Source organism: Microbacterium sp. USHLN272 (assembly GCF_037149655.1).
In the GTDB taxonomy this organism is placed as follows: domain Bacteria; phylum Actinomycetota; class Actinomycetes; order Actinomycetales; family Microbacteriaceae; genus Microbacterium; species Microbacterium galbinum.
This window is the reverse complement of sequence record NZ_JBBCRA010000001.1, coordinates 2,269,377-2,282,990: the sequence shown is the minus strand read 5'-3', so window position 1 is coordinate 2,282,990 and position 13,614 is coordinate 2,269,377. Positions and strand designations below refer to the sequence as shown.

The 13,614-nt window shown below is 69.5% G+C and carries 13 protein-coding genes; 1 reads left to right on the top strand and 12 read right to left on the bottom strand.

The window, feature by feature from the left end:
* The first annotated feature begins 123 nt into the window (after positions 1 to 123).
* On the top strand, positions 124 to 1,137 hold the full coding sequence (locus WFJ97_RS11010) for a LacI family DNA-binding transcriptional regulator (RefSeq protein WP_336641510.1): 1,014 nt from the start codon (positions 124 to 126) through the stop codon (positions 1,135 to 1,137).
* 7 nt (positions 1,138 to 1,144) lie between these two features.
* On the opposite strand, the gene WFJ97_RS11005 is transcribed toward WFJ97_RS11010, so the two are convergent.
* The 12 genes from WFJ97_RS11005 to WFJ97_RS10950 all read right to left on the bottom strand — a co-directional run bounded on the left by WFJ97_RS11005 (position 1,145) and on the right by WFJ97_RS10950 (position 13,594).
* Positions 1,145 to 1,843, bottom strand: a complete 699-nt coding sequence (locus tag WFJ97_RS11005; RefSeq protein WP_336641509.1) for a DNA-3-methyladenine glycosylase — start codon at positions 1,841 to 1,843, stop codon at positions 1,145 to 1,147.
* Between the two features lies 1 nt (position 1,844).
* On the bottom strand, positions 1,845 to 3,179 hold the full coding sequence (locus WFJ97_RS11000; RefSeq protein WP_336641508.1) for a hypothetical protein: 1,335 nt from the start codon (positions 3,177 to 3,179) through the stop codon (positions 1,845 to 1,847).
* 397 nt (positions 3,180 to 3,576) lie between these two features.
* A complete protein-coding gene (locus tag WFJ97_RS10995) occupies positions 3,577 to 4,374 on the bottom strand; it encodes a TIGR03943 family putative permease subunit (RefSeq protein ID WP_336641507.1) in 798 nt (265 codons plus the stop codon).
* Entirely contained in the window at positions 4,367 to 5,401 is a 1,035-nt protein-coding gene (locus tag WFJ97_RS10990) for a permease (protein ID WP_442928413.1), read from the bottom strand. The genes WFJ97_RS10995 and WFJ97_RS10990 overlap by 8 nt, the downstream gene beginning before the upstream one ends.
* On the bottom strand, positions 5,398 to 5,814 hold the full coding sequence (locus WFJ97_RS10985; protein ID WP_247624213.1) for a Fur family transcriptional regulator: 417 nt from the start codon (positions 5,812 to 5,814) through the stop codon (positions 5,398 to 5,400). The genes WFJ97_RS10990 and WFJ97_RS10985 overlap by 4 nt, the downstream gene beginning before the upstream one ends.
* Before the next feature lie 50 nt (positions 5,815 to 5,864).
* Entirely contained in the window at positions 5,865 to 6,725 is an 861-nt protein-coding gene (locus WFJ97_RS10980) for a metal ABC transporter permease (protein WP_247633555.1), read from the bottom strand.
* A complete protein-coding gene (locus tag WFJ97_RS10975) occupies positions 6,722 to 7,546 on the bottom strand; it encodes a metal ABC transporter ATP-binding protein (RefSeq protein ID WP_247624211.1) in 825 nt (274 codons plus the stop codon). Before WFJ97_RS10975 ends, WFJ97_RS10980 begins: the two co-directional genes overlap by 4 nt.
* Complete coding sequence (locus WFJ97_RS10970; RefSeq protein WP_336641506.1) at positions 7,543 to 8,574, bottom strand: metal ABC transporter substrate-binding protein; 1,032 nt, start codon at positions 8,572 to 8,574, stop codon at positions 7,543 to 7,545. The genes WFJ97_RS10975 and WFJ97_RS10970 overlap by 4 nt, the downstream gene beginning before the upstream one ends.
* Before the next feature lie 164 nt (positions 8,575 to 8,738).
* Positions 8,739 to 10,430 (bottom strand): glycoside hydrolase family 13 protein, encoded by a 1,692-nt coding sequence (locus WFJ97_RS10965; RefSeq protein ID WP_336641505.1) that lies wholly within the window; start codon positions 10,428 to 10,430, stop codon positions 8,739 to 8,741.
* 40 nt (positions 10,431 to 10,470) lie between these two features.
* Positions 10,471 to 11,346 (bottom strand): carbohydrate ABC transporter permease, encoded by an 876-nt coding sequence (locus WFJ97_RS10960; RefSeq protein ID WP_247633552.1) that lies wholly within the window; start codon positions 11,344 to 11,346, stop codon positions 10,471 to 10,473.
* Positions 11,346 to 12,278, bottom strand: coding sequence for a carbohydrate ABC transporter permease (locus tag WFJ97_RS10955; RefSeq protein ID WP_247624207.1), 933 nt, complete (start codon positions 12,276 to 12,278; stop codon positions 11,346 to 11,348). The genes WFJ97_RS10960 and WFJ97_RS10955 overlap by 1 nt, the downstream gene beginning before the upstream one ends.
* Positions 12,275 to 13,594: an ABC transporter substrate-binding protein gene (locus tag WFJ97_RS10950; RefSeq protein WP_336641504.1), complete on the bottom strand. Its 1,320-nt coding sequence runs from the start codon at positions 13,592 to 13,594 to the stop codon at positions 12,275 to 12,277. The genes WFJ97_RS10955 and WFJ97_RS10950 overlap by 4 nt, the downstream gene beginning before the upstream one ends.
* Positions 13,595 to 13,614 lie beyond the last annotated feature (20 nt).

The following is a 13,614-nucleotide window of genomic DNA, read 5'->3' as shown; positions in this document are numbered from 1 at the left end:
GAAGAGATGTGTGCACGTGCACAGTTCGACTCACGAAAAGATCGGGATGATTCTCTGTGAACGTGCACACATCGTCACATGTCCGCCGGCTCGACGTCAAGTCCAGTCGCTAGGCTGAGCATCATGAGCTCCTCGACGCGCCGCCGCAGCACCGTGCACGACGTCGCGCGCGTCGCCGGCGTCTCGCGCGGAACCGTCAGCCGCGTGCTCAACGGCGGCTACGTCTCGGACTCCTCCCGCACCGCGATCGAAGAGGCCATCCGCGAGGTCGGCTACGTGCCCAACACCGCCGCGCGCAACCTCGTGCGTCAGCGCACGCAGGCCATCGCGTTCATCGTGCACGAGCCGCACGCGCTGTTCCTCGAAGACCCCAACATCGGGGCGATCATGCTCGGCACCAACGAGACGCTCTCCGAGGCCGACTACCAGATGGTGTGCCTCGTGGTCGACTCCGACCGCGACACCGAACGCGTCGCCCGGTACCTGAACGGCGGCTTCGTCGACGGCGCGGTGATCGTCTCCGCCCGCGCGCAGGACCCCATCACGAAGGCCGTCATGCGCCTCGACCTGCCCGTCGCCTACGTCGGCCACCCGCCCGACGTCGATGCGGCCTGGGTCGGCGTCGACAACCACGGAGCCGCCCGCGCGATCACGTCTCGGCTGCACGCGACCGGACGCCGCCGCATCGGCATGATCGCCGCAGCGCTGGACCGCGACTCGGGCGCCGACCGCCTCGCCGGGTTCACCGAGGCCCTCGACGCCGACTTCGACCCCGCGCTCGTCGAACCCGTGCCGCTGTACTCCTACGCCGACGGCGCCGCGGCCATGACCCGCCTGCTCGAGCGCGCACCCGACATCGACGGCGTGTTCGCCGCATCGGATGCCGTCGCCGCCGGCGCGATCTGGGCGCTGCGCGAGGCCGGTCGCCGCGTTCCCGAAGACGTCGGCATCGTCGGCTTCGACAACAGCACCTGGGCGATGCGCACCACTCCCCTGCTCTCGACGGTCGACCAGCCCGCCGAGGGACTCGGTGCGGCGGCCGCGGCATCCGTGCTCGCGCAGCTGCGCGACGACGAACCCGCCGCCCGCACCGGCATCATGCTCGACACCCCGGTCGTCTGGCGCGACTCCGCCTGACGCCGGTCTACGAACGCGACGCGTCCTCGGCGCCGCGGCCCCAGCGGAACGGCGAGACCGTCGGGTCGCCGGCGATCCAGAAGCGCCAGGGGAAGGCATCCGTCCCGGCGATCCCGGCGACGCCCACCCGCGGGCCCGACGCCACCTCGACCGGTTCGTCGCTCAGCCACAGCTCGGCGCGCGCTCCGTGCCACTCCGCGCCCGTGACCGCGTCGATGCCGTCGTGGAGCGGATGCTTCAGCCCCACCGCCTGCCCGAACCGCCCGGGTCCGCGCGCGAGATCGCGCAGCGCGCGGGGGGTGAGCGCCGCGTCGATACCGCGGCGGTGCGCGGCGGTATCCGCTCCCCCGACGATCTCCCCGGCGCGCAGCAGCACACCACCGGCGACGCCCTCCGGTCCGCACACGACGTTGACGCACGAGTGGATGCCGTGGCTCAGGTACACGTAGAGATGCCCGGGCTCGCCCCACATCGTGGCGTTGCGGGCGGTGCGTCCCATGCGGGCGTGGGAGCCGGGATCGGCGAACTCCCCCGTGCCCTGCCCGTGGTAGGCCTCGACCTCGGTGAGGCGCATGCGCACCTCGACGGCCGGCTCACCGGGTCCCGCGACGACCGTGCGCAACTCGGCGGCCAGCAGTCGCGGGGCGACGTCGACCGGCAGACCGCTCAGCTCGTCGCGGGTCGCCCGGTGCAGAACGCCGACCATGTCAGAAGCGCGGAGCCGTCTGGCACCACGAGGCGTCGAAGCCGGTGAGAGCCACCATCTCGTCGCCCGTGCGCAGGTCGATGAGGTGCGTCTCCATCTTCTTCGGCAGCGGGAGCAGCATCTCGTCGTAGGGGTTGTCGGTCATGTCCGGGGCGATCACCACCGCGGCGTACTGGCCACTGGGCGAGGCGCAGGCCTGCAGGATCGAATCCGTCGAGGGGACCTCGATCAGCGGGCTCGCCGTGCCGTCGTCGTCGACCTTCACGACCGCCTGGCCGGTCGGGATGCCGAGCTCGTTGCGCTGCACGACGTGCCGCAGCGTGCCGCCGGGGAACGGGGTGATGGTCGAGGCGATGCCGTAGTCGGGGTTCGAGGCGGCGAGCGGCTGCTCCGATCCGTCGGCCAGGTTGAGCTCGACGACCGTGCCGTCGAGGCGCTCGACGATCGCGGTGTAGGTGCCGCGGCTGATGCCCTGGATGTTCGCGGCCAGACCGAGCGACTGCACGCCGGCATCGCTCGAGCGATCGACGAGCGACAGCGCGCCGTCGAAGTCGATGAACAGCACCGCGGCGCTGTCGGGCACGAACTGCCACGCGAAGATGCTGGCCTCGGCGTCGCCGACCTCGATGACCTGCGGCTCGGAGTCCTTGTCGTTCAGAGATTGGGTGACGAGCACGCTCGCGCGGCCCTCGGTATCGCTGAGCTCACGGTCGGAGTAGCTGTAGCCGACGAGTCCGCCGCGCTCCGACACCTGGATCGATCCGACGTAGCCCTCGCCGGGCAGCGGCAGCTCGCGCTGGTTGCCGCCGTCGTGGTCCATCACGATGATGTGCGAGCCGTCCTCCTCCTCGACCGTCACGACCAACTGCGACGAGGTCGCGCGGAAGTCGTTGATCTCGTCGGCGGCGAACACCGGCACACCGTTCTCGCCGGTGAGGTCGGTCTGAAAGATCTTGTCTTCCTTGTCGCTGCGGTTGAGCAGGAAGATGCTCGAGGGCGGCGTGGTGAACGTCGTCGTCAGGTCGTTCTTCGGCCCGCCCGATGCGCCGGTCGCGTCGGCGACCGTGACGGTGTACTCCGTCTCGTCGTCGAGCGGCACGGTGAAGCGGATGCCGATACCCCGGCCCGCGGCATCCACCGTGAACGGCACCGACGGTTCGACCGTCACCTGCGCGGGGTCGATCGCCGCGAGCGACTGGTTGGCCGTGAGGATGAGCCGGCTGCCCGAGGCGTCGATCGCGTGCGCCGGATCGACCTGCACCTCGGTGATGCGCGGACCCTGCGTGAGGCTCACGACGCCGAGGCCGGCGCCCACCAGCACCAGGATGCCGAGCACCGCGGCGAGGGCGATCCCGAACCGGCGCGAGCGCTTCGGGGTGGCCTCGGATGCTGAACGCCCTCCGTCGGTTCCTGAGCGAGGAGCGGAGCGACGAGACGAAGGACGCTGCGCTCGCTCAGGAACCGGAGCGGAGCGAGGAGACGAAGGGTCTCCCTCCGACGAGAGACTCGGCTCGAAAGATGCTCGGCGCGCGGGCCCTTCGTCTCGCTCCGCTCGCTCAGGAACCGGAGGTTCAGGGACATCCGCAGGCGCCTCGGAAGCGGGTCCCTGAGCTTGTCGAAGGGGCCCGCCCCGAGACTCCTCCTCGGCCGACTCCGCCGCCGCGGCGGCCTCGCGGGCGGCGCGCATCTCGGCGCGCGTGCGCGGGACGGCGGGGCCCTCGGGCCGATCGTCGTCAGTACTCATACGGGTCTCCCGGCTCGTCGATCGCGACGACCTCGGTGGGGACGATGCTCAGCTTGCCGTCGGCATCCGCCTTCACCGTTCCCGTGACCTCGACCCACTGGCCGGTGTCGTAGGCGCTCGCGTCGACGCTCACCGGCAGCGTCGCCGGCTGCGCGTCGATCACGCAATGCGTGATGACCATGCGGGTGAGGTTGACCTCGCCGTCCTTCACCGCGTCAGGCGTGACGAACCCGACCAGCGAGACGGATGCCCCGTCGTAGGCCGCCGTGTTCGTCGCCGTCGCGAAGACGCTGGCCCAGTCCCCGACCCCGAAGGTGGAGGTGTCGGCGATGCCGAGCGTGACGTCGTCGGAGCCGGCGAAGAGCGCCGTCTGCTCGCCGACGCGCGACATCGCGAGCTCGACCGAGAGCGACGCCGGCGGCAGCACGAGGGCCGCCGCGACGACGCCGGTCGCGAGGATGCCACCGGTCACCGCTCCGGCGGCGGCGAGGGCGCGGCGCGGGGTGGGAGCGGCATCCGCGTCGTCGTGCGCGGTGCCGTGATCGTGACCGTGATCGGCCTCTTCGCCCAGCGGCAGGGTGCACGACCAGATCGCACCCAGCAGGGTCACGACCGCCGCGGCGCACGCGAACCACACCGACTCGGGGCTGATGTAAAGGGTGAGGCGGCCCGTGAAGCCGAGGCCGAGCGTGACGATCGACACGAAGGTCGCGAGCCCGATGCCCAGCCACCGCGTGCCGAGGGCGCGCAGGCGGGAGCGCGAGGGGGCGTGCGTGTGCTCAGACAAGGGCGTTCACCCCGATCCCGATCGCGAAGGCCGAGGCAACCACGACGCCGACGATGCCGAGCAGCGTGCGCGCCGTGAAGGTCGTGCGCATGAGTGCGAGCATCTTCACGTCGACGAGCGGGCCGACGAGCAGGAAGGCGACGAGCGCTCCCGACGAGAACGTCGAGGCGAACGACAGAGCGAAGAACGCGTCGACGTTCGAGCAGATCGCGACCGTCATCGCGAGCGCCATCATGGCGACGATCGACAGCACCGGGTTCGCGCCGATCGCGAGCAGCATGTCGCGCGGGATGAGCACCTGCACGGCTCCGGCGAGGGCCGAGCCGATCACGAGCGCGGGCATCACCGCGCGCAGCTCGATGAGGAACTGCGTCAGGCTGCGCTTCACCGGGGTGCCGTGCTCGTGGGTGACGCGATCGCACGTGTCGATGAAGCGCTGCGTGAGCATCGCGTCGGGCGAGGGGTGCCGACTGTAGATCCAGCCGATGAGGTTCGCGATCAGGTAGCCGCCGACGAGACGGGCGACGAGGATGCCGCCGTCCCACCCGAACGCCGCGTGCGTGGTGAGGATCACGATCGGGTTGACGATCGGCGCCGCGATGAGGAAGGTCATCGCCTCGGCCGGCGCGAGGCCGCGCATCATGAGTCCGCGGGCGAAGGGCACGTTGCCGCACTCGCAGACCGGGATCAGCATGCCCAGCAGTGACAGCACCGCTCGGCGGGCCCACGCGCGCTTCGGCAGCCAGCGGTGGATGACGTCGGCCGGCAGCCACACCTGCACGACGATCGACAGCAGCACGCCGAGGATCACGAACGGCAGGGCCTCGATCAGCACGCTGAGCGCGAGAGTCAGTCCGTCCTGCGTGCGGGTGGGCAGCGAGGCCGGGAAGAGCTGAGGCAGGAACGCGTCGACCAGGAACAGCGCCGCGATGATGACGGCGCCCAGGATCAGGCCGATCCACGCCGAGCGCGGCGACCGCGTCGAGCCGTGGGCGTGCGCGTGGCGCTGCGGGGCGAGCAGAGTCACGCGGTCGCGGCCCTCTCGGCGTCGCGCTTGTTGGTGCAGGGGGCGCACAGTCCGAAGATGTCGACGACGTGCGCGGCATCCGTGAATCCGTGCAGTGCGGCCGTGCGGTGCGCCCACTGCTCGACGTCCTTGGCCTCGATCTCGACCGTGAGTCCGCAGTTGCGGCAGATCAGGTGGTGATGATGGCCCTGCGTGGTGCAGGCGCGGTAGAGCGCCTCGCCCTCGGGGCTCTGCAGCGAGTCGGCGTCGCCGGAGGCGGCGAGACCCGCGAGCGCGCGGTACACGGTGGCCAGGCCGATGCCCGTGTTGTCGTCGCGCAGCGAGGCGTGCAGGTTCTGCGCGCTCACGAAACCGCGCGCGTCGGCGAGTGCTTCGCGCACGCGTTCGCGCTGCCAGGTGTTCCGCTGAGCCATACCGACGATTCTAGGCGTCGAGGATCGGCGAGGGCTGGGAGTCGCTCACGTCAGACCCGCACCCGCCGCACGCGGGCCCGGGCCTTCTGCACCACCCAGCACACGACGTAGATCGTGAACGACAGGGTCGTGATGTAGGGGCTGACGGGCAGGGTGCCGGCCAGGGCGAGCAGGATGCCGCCCACCGCCGAGACGAAGCCGAACAGGGCGGCGAGCAGTGGCACGGCCACGGGCCCCGCTGTCACGCGCATCGCGGCGGCGGCGGGGGTCACGAGCAGCGCCATCACGAGCAGCGCGCCGATGATGTGCACGCTGACGGCGACGATGAGGCCGAGCAGCACCATGAACAGGAGGCTCACGGCACGGGTGGGCACGCCGCGGGCGGCCGCCGACTCGGGGTCGAGCGAGTCGAAGCGCAGCGGGTTCCACATGATGAGCAGCCCGAGCAGCACCACCAGGCTGATGCCCATGAGCCAGCCGAGGTCGGGGCTCGACACCGAGACGATCTGCCCGGTGAGCAGGCTGAACCGGTTGGCGCTGCGGCCGTCGTAGAGCGAGAGGAACAGGATGCCGAGGCCGAGGCCGAACGGCATGAGGACACCCACGATCGAGTTGCGGTCCCGGGCCTTCGCGCCGAGGACGCCGATCAGTATCGCCGCGACGAGGGCTCCGCCGAGCGACCCGAACACGACGCTGCCACCGAACAGCAGCGCGGCCGCGGCGCCCGCGAACGACAGCTCGCTCACCCCGTGCACGGCGAAGGCGAGGTCGCGCTGCATCACGAAGACGCCGATGAGTCCGCCGACGATGCCGAGCACGGCCCCCGCGATGATCGAGTTCGAGAGCAGGGCCACGAGCTCGCCGTAGTCCTGGAACGAGAAGACGTCGCTCCAGTCGACCAGGGGCCTCATGCTGCTCCTCCGTGCGCGTGCTCGTGGTCGCCGTGGTCGTGGTGAGGCTCGGCATCCGGAACGCCCACGACCACCAGCCGGTCGCCGGCGCGGAGCACGAACACCGGGGTGCCGTAGAGGTCGGTGAGCACGCGCGTCTGCAGCACCTCGTCGGGGGTGCCGAGCAGGAAGCGCCCGCCGGCGATGTAGAGGATGCGGTCGACCTTGCCGAGGATGGGGTTGATGTCGTGGGTGACGAACATCACGGCCGCCTCGCGCTCGCGGCGCTGCCGGTCGATGATGTCGGTCACGGCGACCTGATTGGCGAGGTCGAGGTTCGAGAGCGGCTCGTCGCACAGCAGCAGTGCCGGCTCGTCGGCGAGTGCCTGACCGACCCGCAGCCGCTGCTGCTCACCGCCGGAGAGGAGTCCGACGCGGCGATCCGCGAAGTGCGCGGCCCCGACCGACTCGAGCAGGCGGTCGACCTTCGCACGGTCGCCGCGGTGCGGCACCGGGAACCCGAAGCGGCTGCCGTGCACACCCAGGGCGACGAGGTCGCGGGCCCGCATGCTCGTGTCGGGGGCGAGCGAGCGCTGCTGCGGGATGTAGCCGATGCGCGAGTTCCCACGGTGCACGGGCTCACCCGCGACGCGGATGGTTCCCGACGACAGCGGCTGCAGACCGAGGATGCTGCGCAGAAGGGTGGTCTTGCCCGAACCCGAAGGGCCCAGCACGGCGATGAACTCGCCGGGCTGGACCGTCAGATCGAGTCCCGACCAGAGTTCGCGGTCTCCACGGTGGAGCGAGGCATCCGCGATCTCGAGGACGGGGCGCCGACTCACGACTGGGTCGCGGCGGCGAGGCTCTGGATCGCGTCACTCATCCACTCAGAGTACGACGATCCGTCCTCCAGCAGCTCCGTGAAGGCGATCACGGGGATGCCCGCGGCCTTCGCGGCGTCCTCGACGCGCTGCGTCTCGGAACCACCGGTCTGCGCGTTGGTGAGGAGGGCGGTGACCTCGCCGCTCTCGATCACGTCGAGCGCCTGCAGCAGAACGGCGGGGGCGACATCGGTGCCCTCCTCGACCGACTCGGCGAAGCCCTCGGGGGTGACATCGGTGAATCCGGCGGCCGCGGCGAGGTAGCCGGGCAGCGGCTCGGTAATGAAGACGTCGACGTTCGAGGCATCCGCCTTGATGGACGCGAGGTCGGCTTCGAAGCCCTCGAGCTCCGCCGTGAGCTCGGCCGCGTTCGCGGCGAACTCGTCGGCGCCGTCGGGGTCGAGCTCGGAGAGCTCGTCGGAGATCGCCTCGACGACGTGGATCATCGTGTGCGGGTCGAACCACACGTGCTCGTTGAAGCCCTCGATGTGGTCGTGACCCTCGTGGCCCTCTTCGCCCTCGGCGTGCTCGTGGTCGTGCTCCTCCTCGGCGGGCGCCTCGGTCGCTGCGTCGTCGGCGGCATGGTCCTCGTCGGCATGGTCGTCGTGAGCCTCGTTGCCGGGGTAGTCGTGCGAGTACTCGACGGCCGTGACGACGTGGGGGTCGTTCGCGTCCTGCAGGAGCGTGTCGATGAACGCGTCGTATCCGCCGCCGTTCTCGATCACGAGGTCGGCCTTCTGCACCGTGAGGCGGTCGCGGGCGGTGGCCTCGTAGGAGTGCGGGTCCTGCGAAGCGGAGGTGATGATCGACTCGACGTCGATGCGGTCGCCGCCGATCGTCGAGGCGATGTCGCCGTAGACATTGGTGCTCGCGACGACCGTGATGGTGCCGTCGTCGCTCGCGCCCTCTCCCGCAGCGGCGGTGGAGCATCCGGCCAGCGTCAGGGCGGCGACGGATGCGAGGGCGAGAACGATCACGGGCTTCTTCATGCTTTCACTGTAAACGCTAATGAGAACCATTATCAAATCGGCATCCGCAGACGTGCTCCTCCCCACCGTCGAGACCCATCACCCGCGTCGAGACCCCCCACCCGCGACGTGCGGGGTGATGGGTCTCGACGGCGGTGATGGGTCTCGACGCGGCCGGACGGGTGTCAGGCGAGCAGCGCCGCCGGGGCGATCCAGACCGTGGCCTCGCCGGGAAGCGACGAGCCCTCGAGCGGGATGCTCGTGAGCACGACGTCTGCGGCGTCCGCTCCCAGATCGAACGGCTCGGTGTCGAAGTTCGTGACGATCTGCCATCCGTTCGGACGCGCGAAGCGCAGCACGTCGGCGCGACCGGTCTCGACCCACTCCAGCGTCTCGCCCGTCTGCAGCGGATGCCGCAGGCGCAGCGCCTCGCGGTACAGCGACAGCGTCGATGCCGGATCAGATGCCTCGGCATCCACCGCGTGATCGGCGAACCACTCCGGCTGGGGCAGGTGCGCGGCAGCCGCGCCGAACCCGAACGAGACGCCGTCGGCGCTCCACGGCAGCGGCACGCGGCATCCGTCCCGACCCAGTCCGTCGAACTCCGCCCCGCGGAAGAACGCCGGGTCCTGTCGCTGCTCGGGCGAGATCTCGGCGACCTCGTGCAACCCGAGTTCCTCGCCCTGGTACAGGTAGGCGCTGCCGGGCAGGCCGAAGAGCAGCAGCGACGCGGCCGTCGCGCGACGCAGACCGCGCTCGCGATCGAGCAGCTCGGACGGGCCGCCGGCCGCGACCCACTCCGTGCCCTGCTTCACCGCGCGACCCTGCAGCGGTGCGAGACCGTAGCGGGTGGCGTGGCGGGTGACGTCGTGATTCGAGAGCACCCACGTCGTCGACGACCCGCTCTGCCGGGCCTGCGCGAGGTTCTCATCGACGATCTCGCGGAACTGCGCGGCGTCGAAATCGGCCTCGAGCAAGTCGAAGTTGAACGCCTGCCCGAGCCCCTCGGCCGAGGCGTAACGGGCGCGGCGCTCGGGCGTATCGACCCACGCCTCGGCGACCGCGGTGCGCGGCGGGTCGTACGAGTTGAAGACCTGACGCCACTCGGCGTAGATCTCGTGCACGTCGTCGCGGTCGATCAGCGGGTGCGAGCCCGAGGAGCGGTCCATCGCGTCGAGCTCGGCGCGCGAGGGCAGCGGCTCGCTGAGGTCCTTGGTGAGCATGTGCGCGACGTCGATGCGGAAGCCGTCGACCCCGCGGTCCGACCAGAAGCGCAGGGTCTTCAGGAAGTCCGCGCGCACCTCCGGGTGATCCCAGTTGAAGTCGGGCTGCTCGGTGGCGAAGTTGTGGAAGTACCACTGGCCGTCCTCGACCCGCTCCCACGCCGACCCGCCGAACACCGAGACCCAGTCCGTGGGCGGCTCGGCGCCGTCGGGCCCCGTGCCCTCGCGGAAGATGTACCGCTCGCGCGCGGCCGAACCGCGGCCCGCGGCGAGCGCCTCCTGGAACCACGCGTGCTGATCCGACGAGTGGTTCGGCACGATGTCGACGATGACGTGGATGCCGCGGGCGTGCAGCGCCTCGACCATCGCGTCGAAGTCGGCGAGGGTGCCCAGTCGCGGGTCGACGTCGCGGTAGTCGGCGACGTCGTAGCCGCCGTCGGCGAGCTCGGACGGGTAGAACGGGCTGAGCCAGACCGCATCGATGCCGAGCGCCGACAGGTAGTCGACGCGCGACAGGATGCCGGGGATGTCGCCGAGCCCGTCGCCGTTGGCGTCGGCGAAGCTGCGGGGATAGATCTGGTAGACGGCGGCCTGCCGCCACCACGCTGCCGTCTTGTCGTCTTCGCGGGTCTCGGTGAGAAGCGAATCGGTCATATCGGGGAGTGCTCCTTCGTTTCTTGCGGTGGTTCTCGTGTCAGCCCTTGACGGCGCCCTGCGTGACGCCCTCCATGACGAAGCGCTGCGTGAACAGGTAGGCCAGGATCGCCGGGGCCATCGCCATCAGGTACGAGGCGAACGACACGTTGTAGTTGTTGCTGAACTGGGTCTGGAACAGGTTCTGCCGCACCGGCAGCGTCTGCAGCGCCGGGTCGGAGATGATGAGCGACGGCATCATGAAGTCGTTCCAGGCGTAAAGGAAGGCGAAGATGCCGACCGTGGCGCTCATGGGGGCGAGCAGCGGGAAGATCAGCTTCCAGAACGTCTGCCACGTGGTGGCGCCGTCGATGCGGGCGCTCTCCTCGAGCTCGATCGGGATCGACCGCAGGAACGCCGTGAACAGCAGCACGCTGAAGCTCAGCTGGAACATCGTCGCGAGGATGATCACGCCGAACGGGTTGTCGAGCCCGAAGCGTCCGGTGAGCTGGATCTGCGGCAGGGCGACGACCGGGAACGGGATGAACATCGCCGCGAGCAGGTAGAAGAACGAGTAACGGAAGAGGCGGCGGTCCCAGTTGCGCACGATCGCGTACGAGGCGAAGGCCGCGAGCACGATGGTCGCGATCACGGTGCCGGCCGTGACGAGCAGGGAGATGCCCGCGCCGACCGGGAACTTCGTGAGGTTCCACGCCTCGACGAACCCGTCGATGCTGAACGGCGCCGGCAGCGAGAACGCGTTGCCGTCGACCGCCTGGCCCGTGGTCTTGAACGCCATCGAGAGGGTGACGTACAGCGGGAGGAGAACGGTGACCGCGCACAGGATCAGGATGATCGTGCCCGACCAGTTGACCCGTTCCATGCGCACGCGGGGCTTCTTGCCCGCGACCTGTGTGGTGATCGTCTGCGTCGACATCAGAGTGCGTTCCTTCCGCGCGTCAGCGACAGCTGGAGGAGGGAGATGAGCACGGCGACGATGAAGAAGATGGTCGCGTTGGCCATCTGATAGGCGTAGTCGCCGCCGTTGAAGCCCGCGATGATCGTCATCGCGACGCTGCGGGTGGAGGTTCCGGGGCCGCCGTTGGTGAGTCCGACGATGATGTCGTAGGCGTTCAGGAAGCCCTTGAACCCGAGGATGACGTTGATCACGACGTAGCCCATGACGAGCGGGAGCGTGATGCGGGTGAGCTGCTGCGTCTTGCTCGCGCCGTCGATGCTCGCCGCCTCGTAGACCTCGCCGGGCACCGAGAGCAGGCCGGCGATGTAGATCAGCAGCGTGCCGGGCACGGCCTGCCAGGCGGTGACGATGACGATCGCCACCCAGGCCAGGTCGGGGTTGGCGAGCAGGCTCGTCTGCAGCCACGGGATGCCGGTGGCCGCCCCCGCGGCGGGGATCGAGTTCGAGAACAGGAAGTTGAAGACGTAGGCGATGATGATGCCCGAGATCACCATCGGGATCACGAAGATCGTGCGCAGCCCCGTCTTGAAGCGGATGCGGGAGGTGAGCCCGACCGCGAGCAGGAACGCGACCACGTTGACCACGATGACCGTGGCGATCGAGAACCCGAACGTGAAGAGGTAGCTCTGCAGGATCGCCGGGTCGCTGAACATGGCGATGTAGTTCGTGAAGCCGTTGAAGCTCCACTCGCCGATGCCGATCGAGTCGGTGAAACTGAAGAAGATGCCCATCACCCCCGGCACCGTGATCGCGAGGGTGAAGATCACGAGCGTCGGCAGCAGGAACAGGTAGTAGATCGGCTCGACCCGGCGGGTGCGAGGACGGATGCCGCGCTTGCCGCCCGTGATGACCGCCGTGGTGTCGGTCGGAATCGTCGGGGTGATGGTCATGATGCCGGCTCCTCTGCCGAGGCGTTGTCCTGGGTCGACGGGATCGGCGCGCGGAAGGCGATGCGCGCCCAGTCGGCGTCCATGGTGCGCAGCGTGTTCTGCGTCGAGGCGCCCAGCACCATCGCCTGCGCGTAGTTGAAGATCGGCAGGGTCTTGGGCACGAGCACCGAGGGGCCCTGGTAGATCTTGCCCTCGTCGTAGTACTTGATCATCCCCTCGATGCGCGGGTCGTCGGGGGCCGGGGCATCCGTCGTCGGGGTGAAGCCGAGCTGCGAGGCGTTGTACTCCTCGATGTTCTCGGGCTGATACAGGAACTCGAGGAAGTCGCGGGCGGCCTCCTGGTGGCGCGACCCCTCGGGGATCATCGCCGCGAGGTCCATGTTGACGCGCACCTCGAGGTCGTCCGGGTCGTCGGTCATCGGCAGCGGGAACGTTCCGAGCTGCAGGTCGGGTGCGGTCTTCGCGATCTCGCTGAACGCCCACGGCCCCTGCAGGTACATGGCCGCCTCGCCCTTCGCGAAGGCGAGGTTGCCGTCGCCGTAGCCCCTGCTCGCGGCATCCGCGTTGGTGTAGTTCTCGGCGAGCTGCATCATGCGATCCATGGGCTCGGCGAAGTCCTTCTCGAACGAGACCGGGGCGTCGGGCCCGACCTCGGTGCCTTCTTCGGCGAGCGCGTCGAAGAAGTCGATCACGTCGACCGATCCGCCGGCGGTGTAGTCGTACCAGCCCTGACCGACCGTCCAGTCGTCCTTGAAGGTGCCGTAGAAGGGATCGATGCCCGCGGCCTTGAGCTGATCGCAGACGGCGATGAGCTCGTCCCAGGTGGTCGGGACCTCGAGGCCCTGGGCCTCGAAGATCTCCTTGTTGTAGATGACGGATGCCGCCATCACCGAGTACGGCAGGGCGCTCGTGCGACCCTCGCAGGAGCCGTACTGGTCCATGAGCGGCTGCAGGTCGTCGCGCACGCTCGCCGCGGCGTCGGTGTCGGAGAGATCGGTGAGCGCGCAGCGCTGCACGAACCGAGCGATCTCGTAGTTGTAGTTGCCGAGCATGATGTCGGGCGGGTTGCCGCGCACGAAGCTGGCCGAGACGACGTCGACGCCGGAGGTGTCGATCTCGACCTTCACGTCGTCCTGCGAGGCGTTGTACTCGGCGACGCGTTCGGTCATGAACTCGATCGCTTCGCGCTTGCTGAAGGTGAAGCGGATGGTCTCCGCTCCCGAGCCGGCTGCGCAGCTCGTGAGGGCGGCACCGATCAGTGTGAGGCCGAGGCCCCCGGCGATCAGCCGCAACGCGCGTGTTCGTTCTCCAGACACCGTCGTCCTTCCGGTTTTTA